Origin of the sequence: Sinomonas sp. ASV322, from assembly GCF_030908245.1 — a bacterium.
Lineage (GTDB): Bacteria > Actinomycetota > Actinomycetes > Actinomycetales > Micrococcaceae > Sinomonas.
The window spans coordinates 23,575-39,123 of record NZ_JAVFJJ010000013.1 but is presented as its reverse complement, the minus strand read 5'-3'; the positions used below and the strand labels follow the sequence as shown (position 1 = coordinate 39,123).

Annotated in this window: 17 protein-coding genes; 13 read left to right on the top strand and 4 right to left on the bottom strand. The window is 69.3% G+C overall.

Annotation, left to right across the window (positions count from 1 at the left end; genetic code table 11):
- The first annotated feature begins 56 nt into the window (after window positions 1-56).
- From RBS12_RS15730 to RBS12_RS15690, 9 genes are all read left to right on the top strand, one after another.
- On the top strand, window positions 57-989 hold the full coding sequence (locus RBS12_RS15730; protein ID WP_307967081.1) for a DUF2877 domain-containing protein: 933 nt from the start codon (window positions 57-59) through the stop codon (window positions 987-989).
- Window positions 986-2,530, top strand: a complete 1,545-nt coding sequence (gene fdrA, locus RBS12_RS15725; RefSeq protein ID WP_307967080.1) for an acyl-CoA synthetase FdrA — start codon at window positions 986-988, stop codon at window positions 2,528-2,530. Before RBS12_RS15730 ends, fdrA begins: the two co-directional genes overlap by 4 nt.
- On the top strand, window positions 2,527-3,948 hold the full coding sequence (locus tag RBS12_RS15720; protein WP_307967079.1) for a DUF1116 domain-containing protein: 1,422 nt from the start codon (window positions 2,527-2,529) through the stop codon (window positions 3,946-3,948). The genes fdrA and RBS12_RS15720 overlap by 4 nt, the downstream gene beginning before the upstream one ends.
- A gap of 31 nt (window positions 3,949-3,979) precedes the next feature.
- On the top strand, window positions 3,980-5,290 hold the full coding sequence (locus RBS12_RS15715; protein WP_307967078.1) for a cytosine permease: 1,311 nt from the start codon (window positions 3,980-3,982) through the stop codon (window positions 5,288-5,290).
- A gap of 236 nt (window positions 5,291-5,526) precedes the next feature.
- The gene (locus tag RBS12_RS15710; protein ID WP_307967077.1) at window positions 5,527-5,967 is read left to right on the top strand and encodes a hypothetical protein; all 441 of its coding nucleotides are present in this window, start codon (window positions 5,527-5,529) and stop codon (window positions 5,965-5,967) included.
- A 144-nt stretch (window positions 5,968-6,111) separates the two neighbouring features.
- Window positions 6,112-7,089, top strand: coding sequence for an NAD(P)-dependent alcohol dehydrogenase (locus tag RBS12_RS15705; RefSeq protein ID WP_307967076.1), 978 nt, complete (start codon window positions 6,112-6,114; stop codon window positions 7,087-7,089).
- Window positions 7,090-7,304: 215 nt separating this feature from the next.
- Window positions 7,305-8,444 carry a 3-deoxy-7-phosphoheptulonate synthase gene (locus RBS12_RS15700; RefSeq protein ID WP_307967075.1) on the top strand — a complete coding sequence of 380 codons (1,140 nt, stop codon included), beginning with the start codon at window positions 7,305-7,307 and terminating at the stop codon, window positions 8,442-8,444.
- A gap of 138 nt (window positions 8,445-8,582) precedes the next feature.
- Entirely contained in the window at window positions 8,583-8,795 is a 213-nt protein-coding gene (locus tag RBS12_RS15695; RefSeq protein ID WP_307967074.1) for a helix-turn-helix domain-containing protein, read from the top strand.
- Between the two features lie 152 nt (window positions 8,796-8,947).
- On the top strand, window positions 8,948-9,046 hold the full coding sequence (locus tag RBS12_RS15690) for a 30S ribosomal protein bS22 (RefSeq protein WP_003792170.1): 99 nt from the start codon (window positions 8,948-8,950) through the stop codon (window positions 9,044-9,046).
- A gap of 386 nt (window positions 9,047-9,432) precedes the next feature.
- On the opposite strand, the gene RBS12_RS15685 is transcribed toward RBS12_RS15690, so the two are convergent.
- A complete protein-coding gene (locus RBS12_RS15685) occupies window positions 9,433-10,242 on the bottom strand; it encodes an HAD-IB family hydrolase (protein ID WP_307967073.1) in 810 nt (269 codons plus the stop codon).
- A 48-nt stretch (window positions 10,243-10,290) separates the two neighbouring features.
- On the opposite strand from RBS12_RS15685, the gene RBS12_RS15680 reads away from it, so the two are divergent.
- Both RBS12_RS15680 and RBS12_RS15675 read left to right on the top strand, forming a co-directional pair.
- On the top strand, window positions 10,291-10,560 hold the full coding sequence (locus tag RBS12_RS15680) for a glutaredoxin family protein (RefSeq protein ID WP_307967072.1): 270 nt from the start codon (window positions 10,291-10,293) through the stop codon (window positions 10,558-10,560).
- A gap of 96 nt (window positions 10,561-10,656) precedes the next feature.
- Window positions 10,657-11,388, top strand: a complete 732-nt coding sequence (locus RBS12_RS15675; protein WP_307967071.1) for a redox-sensing transcriptional repressor Rex — start codon at window positions 10,657-10,659, stop codon at window positions 11,386-11,388.
- On the opposite strand, the gene RBS12_RS15670 is transcribed toward RBS12_RS15675, so the two are convergent.
- The 3 genes from RBS12_RS15670 to RBS12_RS15660 form a co-directional block, all read right to left on the bottom strand.
- Window positions 11,385-12,008 carry a hypothetical protein gene (locus tag RBS12_RS15670; RefSeq protein WP_307967070.1) on the bottom strand — a complete coding sequence of 208 codons (624 nt, stop codon included), beginning with the start codon at window positions 12,006-12,008 and terminating at the stop codon, window positions 11,385-11,387. The genes RBS12_RS15675 and RBS12_RS15670 overlap by 4 nt on opposite strands.
- An 18-nt stretch (window positions 12,009-12,026) precedes the next feature.
- On the bottom strand, window positions 12,027-13,259 hold the full coding sequence (locus tag RBS12_RS15665; RefSeq protein ID WP_307967069.1) for a hypothetical protein: 1,233 nt from the start codon (window positions 13,257-13,259) through the stop codon (window positions 12,027-12,029).
- Between the two features lie 252 nt (window positions 13,260-13,511).
- Complete coding sequence (locus RBS12_RS15660; protein WP_307967068.1) at window positions 13,512-14,060, bottom strand: YceI family protein; 549 nt, start codon at window positions 14,058-14,060, stop codon at window positions 13,512-13,514.
- A gap of 211 nt (window positions 14,061-14,271) precedes the next feature.
- Here RBS12_RS15660 and RBS12_RS15655 point away from each other — a divergent pair, with 211 nt between their 5' ends.
- Together RBS12_RS15655 and RBS12_RS15650 are read left to right on the top strand one after the other, a co-directional pair.
- Window positions 14,272-14,940 (top strand): histidine phosphatase family protein, encoded by a 669-nt coding sequence (locus RBS12_RS15655; RefSeq protein WP_307967067.1) that lies wholly within the window; start codon window positions 14,272-14,274, stop codon window positions 14,938-14,940.
- Complete coding sequence (locus RBS12_RS15650) at window positions 14,941-15,549, top strand: TlpA disulfide reductase family protein (protein ID WP_307967066.1); 609 nt, start codon at window positions 14,941-14,943, stop codon at window positions 15,547-15,549.

Below are 15,549 nucleotides of genomic sequence, written 5' to 3'. Positions count from 1 at the left end.
AATGGAACCTTCGCCGTCCCGGCCGCATCAGCGGCATTCGCGTCGTGAGGAGGGCGATGGCCACACAGCTCAGGGCACCTGTGTGCCGAGCCTTGTCCCTGGATGCCCGCCTCGCGTCCGCGCTCGACAAGGCGCCGATGACAGGCCCCGTCCACTCGGTCTTCCGCCGCGTTCTCAACGTTCTCGCCGCGGACAGGCTCGTGGCACTGTCGTCGGAGGGCCTCGACGATGCTCCGTGGAGCGTCCGGACGGACGTCGCGGACTGGCGCCGCCTCGGGGTCGAGGTGGGCGCCGTCGTCGTCCTTGACTCCGGCCACATCGCCGTCGAAGGCGCCCCGGGCATTGCCCTCGATCTGCGTCATTGTCAGAAATGGCATGCCACTGTGTCTTCGGCTGCCGCGGTGGCCACCGACCTCCTCGCCCGCCGAACGGCGGCGCTTGAGGGCCTTCTCGACGCGCGCGGCGTGCCCGGGGGAGTCGTGCCCCCGCGAGCCGACGCCTCGCCGATCGAGGCCGAGCTCGGCCGGCGGCTGCGGGCCGGATGCGAGCGGCTCACCCAGGCGGTCCGCGCGAACGACGACGGCGCCGCCAGCCTCGCCGCTCGAAGCCTCCTCGGCCTGGGCCCGGGCCTCACCCCGGCCGGCGACGACTTCATGGTGGGGCTCGCCCTCGTCGCCGCTGTGCCGGGAAGCCGCCTCGTCGCCGTCGGCCGCGCCATCCGCGCCGTCCTCGACGCGTGCCCCGACCACACGACCCTCGTGAGCCGCGCGACGCTCGAAGAAGCCGTCGCCGGCCGCGCGCGCGAAAGCCTGCTCGGCATCCTGAACCGCGTGTTCGCCGCCCCGCACGGGGACGACGCGCGGTTCGCCGAGCATCTTCGGACCCCGGTAGACCGAGTGCTGAGCATCGGCCACACGTCCGGGACCGACATCCTGTCCGGCCTCGTGGCCGGGCTCCGCTTGGAAAACGAACTGAGAGGTTCCATGTGAGCGTCACCGCATTGGTCAAGAAGAACACCTATATCGACTCGGTCTCCCTGATGTCGATCTCGACGAAGGCGAACGCGATCGCCGGAGTCAGCCAGGCGTTCGTCGCGATGGGCACGGAGAAGAACAAGGAGGTCCTCAAGAGCGTCGGGCTGCTCGCTCCCGAGCTCGAGGCCGCGACCAACGGCGATCTCATGATCGTCGTCGATGCCGAGGCCGGCGTCGCGCCCGAGGAGCTCGTGCCCGCGATCGAGGAGCTGCTCGTCCGCAAGGCCCCCGCCGGCGGCGCCGCGGATGTCACCTACCGCACGATCACGACGGCGGCGCAGGCCAACGACGGCGCAAACCTCGCCGTGATCGCGGTCAACGGCGCGTACGCCGCGCGCGAGGCGCGCAAGGCCCTCGAGAACGGCCTGCACGTCATGCTCTTCAGCGACAACGTGCCCGTCGAGGACGAGGTGGCGCTCAAGGCCCTCGCCCACGAGAAGGGACTCCTCATGATGGGCCCCGACTGCGGGACCGCGATCATCAACAACGTCGGCCTGTGCTTCGCGAACGCCGTGCGGCCCGGAACGATCGGCGTCGTCGCCGCGTCGGGCACGGGCTCGCAGGAGGTCAGCGTGCGCATCCACGCGCTCGGCGCCGGTATCTCGCAGCTCATCGGCACGGGCGGCCGCGACCTCAGCGAGCAGGTCGGCGGCGTCATGATGATCGATGGCATCCGCGCGCTCGCGGCCGATCCGGGCACCGAGGCGATCGTCCTCGTCTCGAAGCCGCCCGCGCCGTCGGTCGAGAAGAAGGTCCTCGCCGAGATCGCCACGGCTGGCAAGCCGGTCGTGGTCTACTTCATCGGCGGCTCCGAGGCCGCGGTCGCGGCGGCCGGCGGGCACTTCGCCGCGAGCAGCCAGGATGCGGCTCTCCAGGCCGTGCGCCTCGCGGGCGACCCCGAGGCGTCAGTGCCGGGGCTCGACGTCGCCCGCGCCGACGCCGCGCGTGCGGGCTTCGCGCCCGAGCAGCGCTACGTCCGTGGGCTCTTCTGCGGCGGGACGCTGTGCGACGAGTCGATGTTCGCGCTCCTCGACGCGGGCGAGGACGTGTGGAGCAACATCCAGAAGGATCCTGCGTTCGTCCTCGCTGCAGGCAGCCCGAGCAAGGGCCACACGTTCCTCGACTTCGGCGACGACGAGTTCACGAACGGCCGTCCGCACCCCATGATCGATCCTTCGCTGCGCCTCGCGCGCCTCGTCGAGGAGGCCAAGGATCCGAGCGTCGCGGCCGTCGTCATGGACTTCGTGCTCGGCTTCGGCGCGCACGAGGATCCCGTCGGCGTGACGATCCCGGCCATCACCGAGGCGAAGAAGATCGCGGCCGACGCCGGCCGGCACCTCGAGATCGTCGGCTACGTCCTCGGGACCGACCGGGACACGCCGAACGCGGCCGCGCAGATCGCCGCGCTCGAATCCGTCGGGGTCACCGTCACCCGCAGCAGCACCGAGACGGGCCAGTACGCCCGCGCCATCGTCCGGAAGGGGCACAACGCATGAGCATCACCGAACTCTTCGGGAGCGAACTCAACGTCATCAACGTCGGGCTGACCATGTTCGAGGAGGACCTCGAAGCCCAGGGCACGAAGGTCACGACACTCGACTGGACGCCGCCCGGAGGCGGCGACCCCACGGTCATCGCGGCCCTCGACGCGCTCGAGGCGCCCGACGTCGCCGCGCGCATCGAGGCCGCGAACGCCGAGGCGGTCGAGCGGATCATCACGGCGCAGCCCATGCTCGTCGGCTTTGGGCGCGCGCTCGACGTCGTGCCCGGGATGACGCCGACGACGATCCTCCACGCTGGCCCGCCCATCACGTGGGAGCGGATGTCCGGCCCCATGAAGGGCGCCGTGCTCGGCGCGATCGTCTTCGAAGGCCTCGCCGCCGACCTCGCGGAGGCCGAGAAGGTCGCGGCCTCGGGACAGATCACGTTCTCGCCGTGCCACGAGCACGATTGCGTCGGCTCGATGGCGGGCGTGACGTCGGCGTCCATGTACATGCACATCGTGCGCAACGAGACCCACGGGAACGTCGCGTTCACGAACCTCTCCGAACAGCTCGCCAAGATCCTCCGGATGGGCGCCAACGACGAGAGCGTCCTCACGCGCCTGTACTGGATGCGGGACGTGCTCGGCCCCATGCTCAAGGAGGCCCTGGAGATCGGCGGGCCGGTCGACCTCCGCCTCCTCCTCGCGCAGGCCCTCCACATGGGCGACGAAGCGCACAACCGCAACATCGCCGGCACCGTGCTGCTCCTTCAAGCCCTCGCGCCGTCGCTCATCCAGACGAGCTTCACGACCGAGCAGAAGAAGGAAGTCTTCGAGTTCATCGCGTGCTCGGACTACTTCTCCGGCCCGACGTGGATGGCGACGGCGAAGGCCGCCCTCGACGCCGCGCACGGCATCGAAGGTTCTACCATTGTGACGACGATGGCGCGCAACGGCGTCGAATTCGGCATCCGCGTGAGCGGGTTCCCGGGGAACCACTGGTTCACGGGGCCCGCACAGAAGGTCGTCGGCCCCATGTTCGCGGGCTACAAGCCCGAGGACTCGGGCCTCGACATCGGGGACAGCGCGATCACCGAGACGTACGGCTTCGGCGGCTTCGCAATGGCCGCTGCTCCCGCCATCGTGGCCCTCGTGGGCGGAACGGTCGAGGAAGCCGTCTCCTACACGAAGGAGATGGCCGAGATCACGACCGCCGAGAACCCGAACGTGACCATCCCGTCCCTCGGCTTCCAGGGCCTGCCCACCGGCATCGACGTCCGCAAGGTCATCGGGACCGGCATCCTTCCCATCATCAACACCGCGATCGCCCACAAGGACGCGGGAATCGGCATGATCGGCGCCGGCATTACCCATCCGCCCGCCGAGGCCTTCGCGAAGGCGATCGTCGCCCTCGCGGACAAGCTCGCGTGAGCCACCTCCATCCCCCGTCCGAAGGACACCCATGACAACCCAGGAAAAGACCCCCCAAGAAACCCATGCCGTCGAGCTCGAGTCCGAGTTCGAGCACGAGCCCGTCCCCCAGAGCCGGCGCAAGTCGCTTCTGACGGTCTCGGCCGTGTGGTTCGGCTTCCCGATGATCCTCACGAACGCTGTGCCGGGCGGCCTCGTCGTCGCCCTCCTCGGCTTCTGGCGAGGGCTCGCGGCGATCGTCGTGGCCAATCTCGTGATGTTCGTCTACGTGAGCCTGCTCAGCTACCGGGCAGGCCGCACGGGCGAGAGCTTCGCGCTCCAGGCCACCAAGACGTTCGGCACGATCGGCTACACCCTCGCGTCCGGCTTCCTCGCGACGATCGTCGTCGGCTGGTTCGCGTTCAACACGGGCGCGACGGGAGCGACGGCGAACCAGGCCTTCGGCTGGAACGAACAGCTCGTCGTCGTCCTTGCGGGCATCGCCTTCATCGCGGTGACGTATCTCGGCATCCGAGCCCTCTCGTGGCTCGGCGCCGTCGCGGCGCCGCTCTTCATCATCGCGGCGATCACCGCCGTCGTCATCGCGTCGCAGACCCACAGCCTGGGTGCGATTGCGTCGTACGCAGGCGTCGGCGGAGGGGCCCTCACGTTCGGTGCCGCCGTCTCGCTCATCATGGCGACGTTCGCCGATTCGGGGACCATGACGGCCGACTTCACGCGCTGGTCCAAGAACGGCCGCGAGGCCGTGTTGGCGACCGCGACGGCGTTTCCCGTCGCGAGCCTCATCGCCCAGCTCACGGGCGGCGTCATCGTCGCGGCCGGCGCGATCGCCGGGGCCGAGAAGGTCGGCGGCAACTTCCTGCCACTACTCACGGACGGCCAGGGCGTGCTCCTGAGCGCGCTCGCGGCGGTCTTCGTCTTCGTGAACCTCGGTTCGGTGTGCACGCACTGCCTCTACAACGGCGCGCTCGGCTGGTCGCACCTGACGCGCTCGAAGATGCGGATCATGACGCTCATCCTCGGCGTGCTCGGCGTCGTCGCCGCGCTCGCGGGAGTGTGGAACCACTTCCTCGACTGGCTCATCGTCCTGAGCATCTTCGTGCCGCCGCTCGGCGGCGTGCTCATCGCGGACCAGATCGTCCTGTGGCGCCGCTCGGCTGAGCGCGCGGTGACAAAGGCACGGCCGACGGCGTTCATCGCGTGGGCTGTCGGCGCAGCGGCGGGCGGCGCGGTGCACTGGCTCGCTCCAGAGTTCTCCGACGCCGTGAGCGGGCTCGTCGTCGCGATCATCGCGTACGTCGTGGCGGAGACCGTGACCGCCCGGACGCCCGTGAAGGTCTGATCCGTCCTCGTCAGGAGCCCCGGCACGCACGCGCTGAACCGCGCGACGCTGTGCCGGGGCTCCTGTCCGCGTGCGCACTTGCCCAGGGCATCAAGGCGAATTCCGTTTGGTAGCGCCCCGGCCTGCCAACCAGACGCCCGGTTTGTCTATCTGAAGTATTGCTCTCGATTACGCCGAGGCCCTACTATCCACTCAAACACCGGGGCTATGGGCTCTGGGAGCGACAGGGGGCCGTCGTGAACGACGAAGTGGAGGCGCTGGCAGCGCTGCGACCGTATGCTGTGTTCCGCGACGCGATCGCTGTTCTCGGCAGTGTGTCGTCCGTTCCGGAGGACCTTCGGCTCCTCGCGCTGGGCCTCGTCGCACGGCCTGAGCCAGAGCAGGCTATGGGCCTCGCGCGGGCCGTCGATGCGCTGCCCGAGGCCGTCTGGGCGGGGCTTTCGTTCGCGGACCGACAGGTGGTCCTCGTGGCGCGGGTCGCCGCCGAGCATCACGCGTCCTCGCACGACGCTGCTCCCCCCAGCAGGGCGTCCTACGCGACTGATCGTGTCCGGGGCTGTGCGTGGACCCGGAAGCTCTCCCCGCGAGGATTCCACCCTGCGGCAGACGCCTCGGCGGGGACCTGGGCGACGGGGATCTCGGCAACTGGGGTCTCGGCGTCGAGCTGGGGGCCATAGGGGCGGGCCATTCGTCGCCTCGCCATTCGTTGACACCTGGCGGCCGTCTTCCCACACTCGACTCATGAGCGGGGCCAGCTCGCAGCCGCCGATGGGTCGAAGGCCGTCGGGCACCTCGACACAGCCTCTCGGCGGGCACCTCGAATGAAGGCCGTTGTCTACGACCATTACGGCCCGCCGGATGTCTTGCGCCTTGAGGAGGTGCCCAAGCCTGAGCCGGCGAGCGATGAGATCCTCGTCAAGGTCCGGGCGGCTGCCGTCAACCGCCTGGATGTTCACACCCGCGAGGCCAACGCGAGCAACGGACCGTGGATCAGCCTTGTCAGCCGCCTCGTGTTCGGCATCCGGGGACCGCGCCAGCGCATCATCGGCAGCGAATACTCGGGGGAGGTAGAGCAGGTTGGGTCCGCGGTCCGCGAATTCACGCCGGGTGATCGTGTCTTCGGCGTGAGCGGTCTTCGCTTCGGGGCCAATGCCGAGTACGTGACGGTGCGGGAGCGGTCACGAGTCGCGCGCAAGCCGTTGAATGCGACTTTCGAAGAGGCGGCTGGCATCGCGGACGGCTTCCTGAACGCGATCGGGTGCCTCCGGCAAGCTGGCCTGCGGCCCGGATCGGACGTCCTGGTCTTCGGAGCCTCAGGGTCGATCGGCACCGCGGGGGTACAGCTGGCGTCGCACCGCCGTGCCCACGTCACCGCGGTGTGCCAAGCCAAGGACTTCGACCTCGTGCGCACCCTCGGGGCACGAGAGCTGGTCGACTACACGCAAGAGGACTTCACGAAGAGCGGCAAGAAGTACGACGTGATCTTCGACGCCGTCGGCAAGCTTTCGTTCGCGCACTGCAAGGCGTCACTGAACCCTGACGGCTGGTACCTGCCAACGGACGGCGCCATCAATGCGCTGCTCGTGCCGCTGACCAGGCTGGCAGGCACCAAGAGGGTCGGGGCCTCGTGGGGATCGACGACTCCACAGCAGGATCTCGCGTTGCTCAGACAACTCGTCGAGGCGGGGCAGTATCACCCGGTCATCGATCGCGTCTATGGCATGAATGAGGTGGTCGAAGCCACGCGGTACGTCGAGAGCCAGCAGAAGGTGGGCAATGTCGTCCTGACGATCCCCTGACTGGCCTCGAGTCACAATTGCGCCGCCGGCTGGCGAGCCCGTATGGTGCATGCATGACCAAGCGTTGGTATGCGTATTTTGCGTTGGCTCTGGAGGGCCAAGCGTAGATTCACGCGTATCAACCTTCAGAGCCGACAGGGCAGGGACACCGTCCCTGCCCTTCGCCGTTCCAGGCAGGCTCTGAACGCTCGGGGTCTGTCGGAGAGACAGGACCCATGAGCACCCCCACCCTCAACCCCGCTTCGGAATCGTCGCTGCGCAACTCTCGCGTCGCCGAGTTCACGCCCCTTCCGACCCCGGCCGAGCTGCTCGCCGACCTGGCGCTCACGGCCGAGGCCCAGGCCACCGTCGCCCGCGCGCGCGACGAGGTCCGCGCCGTGCTCGACGGCGTCGACGATCGCCTCCTCGTCGTCGTCGGCCCCTGCTCGATCCACGACCCCGAAGCTGGCCTCGACTACGCGCGCCGGCTCGCCGCCGTCGCCCGCGAACACCGCGAGGACCTCCTCGTGGTGATGCGCACGTACTTCGAGAAGCCGCGCACGACGGTCGGCTGGAAGGGCCTCATCAACGATCCCCATCTCGACGGCAGCCACGACATCGCCGCCGGGCTCCGGGCCGCGCGCGAGGTGCTGCTCGGCGTCCTCGGGCTTGGGCTGCCGACGGCCACCGAGTTCCTCGAACCGATCTCGCCGCAGTACACCGCGGACGCCATCGCATGGGGTGCGATCGGCGCCCGCACCGCGGAGAGCCAGATCCACCGCCAGCTCGTTTCGGGCCTCTCCATGCCGGTGGGCTTCAAGAACGGCACCGACGGCGGGCTCCAGGTCGCAATCGACGCGTGCGGCGCCGCGTCCGCTCCGCAGGCCTTCCTGGGAATTGACGACGACGGCCGCGCGGCTCTCGTCGCAACGTCCGGCAACGCGGACACTCACCTCGTGCTGCGCGGCGGCGCGACCGGGCCGAATTACGACGCCGAATCCGTCACCGCGGCGTCCGTCACGATGGCCGCGAAGGGTCTCAACCCGCGCCTCGTCGTCGACGCGAGCCACGCCAACAGCGGCAAGAACCACCATCGTCAGGCCGAGGTCGCACTCGAGATCGGGGCCCAGATCGCCGCCGCGGGACCGAGCGGCGCCGCCATCGCCGGCGTCATGCTCGAGAGCTTCCTCGTGGGCGGCGCTCAGAAGCTCGACACTGACGTCTACCGCGCCGAGCGCGACGCGGGGCGGGATCAGCTCGTGTACGGCCAGTCGGTCACGGACGCGTGCATGGAGTGGGAGGTCACGGTCCGCGTGCTGGGCCAGCTCGCGGGGGCTACGCGCTCGAGGAGGTCTGCGCGGTCAATCGGGGAGTGACATGGGAAAATGCACTTTCACAACAGTCCCTCCAGCAACTACAGTAGCTAGCACAAAGCACCGTGAGGGCACCCGCAGGAGCTGGGCCGTCGGAAAAACCTCCAAGGTGCGTACCGACGGCAGGCAAAGGAAACTGAAATGGCTGGTTCGGGGGAGTTCGCGAATACTCGCTTCCTCACGGTCGCCGAGGTTGCGGCGATGATGCGCGTCTCCAAGATGACCGTGTATCGCCTCGTCCACTCCGGGGAAATGCCCGCAGTGCGCTTCGGACGCTCGTTCCGAGTCCCCGAGGCAGCCGTCGACGAGTTCGTGCGCCGCTCCGCGGTGGACGGCCACAGCGAAACAGCCTAGCGGAGCCTCGCGGTTCCGGCCGGTCCGGCCTCCCGATTCGGTGCTGTATCCTGTTCAGGAACGTTTAACGTCACGTCACCAGCAGTTGGTTGCAAGCGGCCCTCAGGGCCCCCGGCCAGCGGCACCGGAGACACCAACTGTAAGGAACTTCTGTGGGTTCGGTAATCAAGAAGCGCCGCAAGCGCATGGCCAAGAAGAAGCACCGCAAGCTGCTTCGCAAGACTCGTCACCAGCGCCGCAACAAGAAGTAGCTGGCGCGCCTCGTCGAGAGGCACGTGAAGGAGGCCCGTCCCCGTGTGGGGGCGGGCCTCCTCGCGTTGCCGGGCTGCTCCTCCGGCCGCCGGTCTCCCGGCGATCCCGTGCGCCGGTCTCCCGGCGATCCCGTGCGCCCGTCTCACGGCGATCCCGTGTGCCCGAGACGGTGTGTGGCCGAGAAGACGGCCCGTCGCCGTCTTCTCCGCCGTATCCCGTCTTCCCTAGGCGCGTGGCCACCTCTCGTCCGGCGCGTGGCCAGTCGGCTCGCGGGTCCGGCCGGCGCGTGGCCAGTCGGCCCGCAGGGTCCGTCCGACGCGTGGCCAGTCGGCTCGCGGGTCCGGCCGGCGCGTGGCCAGTCGGTGCCGGGGCCCGGCCGCGGGGTCTACCGACGGAAGCGCGAGTAGCTCCGCCACAGCCCGTAGACCGCGCCGCCGACGGTCGCGAGCTTGAGGCCGAGCGTTGCGGCGCGACGGCCCGCGCGGAAGTCGTAGATGGGCCAGTTGTGCGCGTTGGCGTGGCGGCGCAGCCTCGCGTCCGGATTGATCGCGACGGGGTGGCCGACGAGGCTCAGGAGCGGGATGTCGTTGTGCGAGTCCGAGTAGGCCCAGCACCGCGAGAGGTCGAGGCCCTCGCGCTCGGCGAGCTCTTCGACGGCGTGGGCCTTGGCCTTGCCATGCAGGATCTCGCCCACGAGCCGCCCCGTGTACGCGCCGTCCTTGATTTCGCCAACCGTGCCGAGCGCCCCCGTGAGGCCGAGCCGCTCCGAGATGACCGACGCGATCTCGATCGGCGTCGCCGTCACAAGCCACACTCTGCGGCCGACACGCAGGTGCTGCTCCGCGAGCGCCTTCGCCCCGGGCCAGATCCGCGACGCGATCATCTCGTCGTAGACCTCATATCCGACCGTCGCGACGTCCTCGGTGCGGATTCCCGCGGCGAGCGAGAGGGCCGAGTTCTGGATCGACTGCACGTCATCGAGGCTCTCCCCGCGCAGCAGGAACGCGAACTGCTTCCACGCGAAACCCGCGGCCTCGCGGAGGGTGAAGGCGCCGCGTTCGTACATTTTGCGCCCCACGTGGAAGAGGCTTGCACCGCGCATGAGCGTGTTGTCGACGTCGAAGAACGCGGCCTCGGCGGGCCGGGCCTGGGGGAGCGGGCGCACCGCTACAGGCACGTTCTTCTCGACGGGCATGATCCGAGTCTAGCGATTCCGTGCCCGAGGACCGGCTACCGTGGATCCATGGGCACCCCCGAAATCGTCCTTCTCACCCGCCGCGAGTGCCACCTGTGCGAGGCGGCGCGCGACGTCGTGGGCCGTGTCGCGGCCGACGCGGGCCTTCCATGGAGCGAACGGCTCATTGACGACGACGCCGAACTCTCCGAGCGCTTCGCCGAGGAGGTCCCTGTGGTCTTGGTCGACGGCGTGCAGCGCGACTTCTGGCGCATCGACGAAGCCAGGCTCCGCCGCACTGTCGCGGCGGCTGTGGCCCGCGCGGCCGCCGCGGATTGACGTTTTGGCGGCGCGAGCGGGCAGTTCTAGAGTGATTCGGGCCGACAAAGAACGCGCCGCGCGAGGCGGCGGGCTGACCGCGAGGAGGGACGTGCCGTGACGACTCATGCGAAATCGCCCGACGAGGTGCCCGCCGAGCCGACGGCCAAGCGGCTCCCGGGCGCCGTCGTCGCCCGCCTCACGGTGTACCTGCGCGCACTCAACGGCTTTGTCGCGGAGGGTGTCGAGCGGGTCTCTTCTGAGGAGCTCGCGGATGCGTCGGGCGTGAGCTCGGCGACGCTCCGGAAGGACCTCTCACAGCTCGGCTCGTACGGGACGCGCGGCGTCGGGTACGAGGTCGAGAACCTTCTCCAGCACCTCTCTGCGGCCCTCGGACTGACGCGGGACTGGCGCGTGGCGATCGTCGGCGCAGGAAATCTCGGGCGGGCCCTGGCCCGGTACGGCGGCTTCGAGACACGTGGCTTCGAGGTCGTGGCGCTCCTCGACACCGATCCGCAGATCATCGGGAACGAAGTCGGATGGCTCCGCGTCACGGACGCCGCCAATCTCGAGGCCATCTTCCACCGCACCCGGGCCAACATGGCCGTACTCGCGCTGCCGGGGTCGGCCGCGCAGCAGGCGTGCGATCGCGTTGTCGCGGCAGGCGTGCGGAGCATCCTGAGCTTCGCGCCCACGATCCTTCAGGTTCCGCGCGGGGTCACGCTGCGCAAGGTCGACATGGCGACGGAACTGCAGATCCTCGCGTATCACGCCCAGCGGGGCGAGTCAGGCGGCCAGACTGGGGAGGACGAGCACGGCGAGGCCGCCGAGGGCGCCGCGTCCGACTAGCGGAGGTAGCCCGTGCGGGCGGCCTTCGACATCGCGAAGAACGCGTTCGACGCCGGGAGCCACGCGAGCACGAGGGCCGCGATCTTCGCTGCCCCGATCGCGAACGAGAACACGTAGATGGGCGCCATGCGGAGGTACATCCCGCCCGGGTAGGCCGGGAGCGCCACCGAGATTGCGAAGCCGAAGACCGAGCCCAGGAAGTTCAGCCCGACAAGGACCGTCAGCAGGATGCGGACCCAGTTCCGGCCCGTCCAGATGCCGAGGGCGAGCAGTACCTCGATCGCGACGCCGATGATCGAGCTAATCCACAGCATCGGGACCATGAACGCCATCATGTCCTGGTAGAACCCCGGGGGAAGCGCGCGCTTCGACTGGGCGGACGCCTGGGCCAGAGCCAACGCCAAGCTCTGGTCGAGGACCTGGGCGAGGAACGGCACCAACGCGAGAGGGACGACGGCGGTCGCGATGAGGAGCCAGAACGCGACCTTGATCGTCGTGGGCTTCGGGACGACCGGCTTCTGCGGCATGCCCGGGAACGAACCGGCCGGGAGCTGGCTCGGCCACGGGCCAGGGTACTGCCCGCCCTGATGCTGCCCGCCCGGGTACTGGCCTTCTGACATTGTCTCCTGCCCTTCCTGCTACTGGCCGTAGGGGTTGCCGAACGTCCGCGGAGGTCCGGGCGTGTAGGGGTTCTCGAACGTGTTGTGCGCGTTGATGTGCGCGGTCACGCCCGGGCGGAACAACATGATGATCGCGACCACGGCCAGCGCGATCGTGATGAGTGCGAAGAATCCCGCGCTGAAGAAGGAAAGCAGCGAGAGCCCGAGGAAGACGGTTCCGAGGATGCGGCTCCACCGTCGCCCCTTGCGGAGGAAGAACGCGCAGAGTCCGACGACGATCGCGTTGACGACTGCTCCCCCGAAGGTGATCCACAGGACGGCGACGACGATGCTCTTGAACTCTTCGTACGTGAACGACGCCGGCCGGCCTGCCGTCTGCTCGTCGTACACCGTACGCAGAACGCTCGTGCTTCCGAGATTGATCAGGAGGCCGACGACGCCGAAAATCACCTCGGCCGCCGCCGTCGCGATCAGGAGCCAAAAGGCGATGTTGACTGCGGCCCGCTGCGCGTTCGGGCCCGGCACCCGCGCAGTGGCCCCATAGCCGTACGGCTGGGCCGGCGGCTGGCCGTACAGGGGAGGCTGCTGGCCGTACTGCGGGGGCTGGCCGTACTGTGGCTGGCCGTACTGCTGGGGCTGGCCGTACTGTGGCTGGGCGTATTGCGGGGGCTGGCCGTACTGGGGCGGCTGCTGGCCGTACTGCTGGGGTTGGCCGTAGGGCGGCTGGCCATAAGCAGGACCCTGCTGCCCCGAGCCTGGCGCCTGCTGCCCATACTGCGGAAACTGGGGCGGCTGAGCGGGCTGCTGCTGCGGCTCGAAGCCGGGTGCGTACTGCCCGTAGCGTGGGGCAGGCCGTGGCTCGCCCGGCGCCGGGGGATTCGGCCCGCTGGCGGCCTGTTCGCTGGCGGCCGGCTCGCTGGCGGCCTGTTCGCTGGCGGCCGGCTCGCTGGCGGACGCCTCACCGGCGGCGGGCTCGCTGGCGGACGCCTCACCGGCGGCCGGCTCACTGGCGGCCTGTTCACCGGCGGCCGGTTCGCTGGCGGACGCCTCACCGACGGACGCTTCACTGCCGGCGGGCTCACTCGTCTCCGCGGGGGTGGGCTGCTCCTCGCGTGCGGTGGGTTCCCCGGGCTCGGCGGGCTGCGACTCCCCGGAAGCCGGCTCGGCGGGCGGGCCAGCCGGGGCGCGCCGCGGCTCGTTGGCCGAGGCCTCGTCGCGTGGCTCGTCGGGCTGCTCTGATGACGTGGGCATGGCCTGGTCCTCCGGTCGGCTCCTACGGAGCGGCACCTGTCCCGTCCCCGCACTGCCCACCATACCGGCCGCACCCGCGGATGGCCCGGCGTTCCGGTCCACTTCTCGGACGGTCGGCCTCGTGTCGGGAGCAGCCGCGCCGCGTCCCGAACGAATTGGGACATAACAACCGGTCAGGAACGCGCAGCGCCGGCCCGGGCGAACCCGGACCGGCGCTGCAAGAGGTTGTCGCCGCGAGGGCGGAGCCGCAGATCAGGCCTGCGGGGCCGTGAACGCGAGGTCGAGGGAGATGACGACCTTGTCGCTCACGAGCACGCCACCGGCCTCGAGCACGGCGTTCCACGTGAGGCCGAACTCCTTGCGGGAGATTGTGGTCTCGCCCGAGAGGCCTGCGCGGGTGGTGCCGAACGGGTCCACCGCCACGCCGTTGAACTCGGTCTCGATCGTGACCTGCTGGGTCACGCCCTTGATCGTGAGGTCGCCCGTGACGTCGTAGGACTCGCCGTTGTGCTCGATCGCCGTCGAGGCGAACGTCATCTCGGGGAACTCCTCGACGTCGAAGAAGTCGGCGCCCTTGACGTGGCCGTCGCGGTTGACGTCGCCCGAATCGAATGAGGCGGTCTTGACGGTGGCCTCGATTTTCGTCTCGGCGAGGCTGTGGCCGACGTTGACCGTTCCGGCGGCGTCGGTGAAGCGGCCGCGGACCTTGCTGATGCCGGCGTGGCGCACGGTGAACGCAATGTCGCTGTGGGCGATGTCGAGGGTCCAGATGCCGGGGGTGATGCCAGTGGGGACAGTCACGGGGGTTCTCCTTCGATAGTTAGTTGAGGTGTCAATCAATGAACTCAGCATATCCATGCAAATGCATCTTCCGCTACCGTCTGTGTCATATTTCACAGGGAACTCTCGGGAAGGGCGAGTAGTTCTACTGTCTGTAGAATGAGGGGCGGAGGCAGTCCGGGCCACCCAGGTGATTTCTCCGCAGCCTCCCACATTTGAGAAACTGGATGCCATGCCTTCTTCCACCGTCCATCTGCTGCGCCATGGCGAGGTCCACAACCCCGCCGGAGTGCTCTACGGCCGACTTCCGGAGTACCACCTCTCCGAGCGCGGGCGCCAGATGGCGGAGTGCGTCGCCGAGCACTTTGCCGAGCAAGCGCACGACGGCGCCCGCATCGTCCTGCTCGCGGCGTCGCCTCTGACCCGTGCGCAGGAGACAGCGGCCCCGACCGCCGCCGCCCTCGGCCTCGAGCTCGAGACGGAACCGCGCATCATCGAGGCCGAGAATCACTTCGAGGGCCTCAAGGTCAATCCCGCCGAGCTCGCGAAGCCGCGCCACTGGCGCTATCTCGTGAACCCGTTCCGGCCCTCGTGGGGCGAGCCGTACGAGGCCCAGGCGGCCCGCGTCCTGGCGGCCGTCGTCGATGCGGCGCGCACCGCCGTCGAACGTGGAGGCGATGGCGCGCAGGCGATCCTCGTGGCCCACCAGCTCCCTATCTGGGCGACCCGGCTCAAGGCCGAAGGCCGCGCGCTCTGGCACGATCCGCGCAAGCGCGAATGCACCCTTGCCTCCCTCACGAGCCTCACCGTCGATACCACGACGGGCGCCGTCGTCTCCATCCGCTACACCGAGCCCGCCGCGGCCCTCCTCCCCGGCGCCGCGACCACTCCGGGAGCCTGAATGGCGAGCCCAGTCCATCCGTCCCGCCGACGCATCCTCGCGTTCGCCGTCGCCCTCCCCATCGCGCTCGGGGGACTCTCGGCCTGTGCCGCGAACGATCCGCTCGCCCAGCAGGCCCGCGCGGGCGACAACAAGAACTACGTCGCGGGCGACGGCTCGGTCACTGAATACGCGAAGGACCAGCGCAAGCCACCGGTCGCGTTCACGGGGACGCTCTACGACGGCAAGACGGTGGGCTCGGCGTCCTTCGCGGGCCACGTGACGGTGCTCAACTTCTGGTTCGCGTCGTGCGCGCCGTGCCGTGTCGAGGCGCCGAGCCTCAAACAGCTCCACGACGAGTTCGCCCCTCAGGGCGTCGTGTTCTACGGCGTGAACCTGCGCGACGAGAAGGGCACAGCCGAGGCGTTCGAGCAGAACTTCGGCATCACGTACCCGAGCTTCAACGACCAGGACGGCCGAGTCCTCCTCGCGGTTTCCGGCATGGTCCCGCCCGGGGCCGTCCCCACGACGCTCGTCCTCGACAAGCAGGGGCGTGTCTCTGCGCGCATCCTCGGCGAGCTCGACAAGGGCACGCTCAAGGCGCTCATCGAGTCTGCGGCGGCCGAGTAG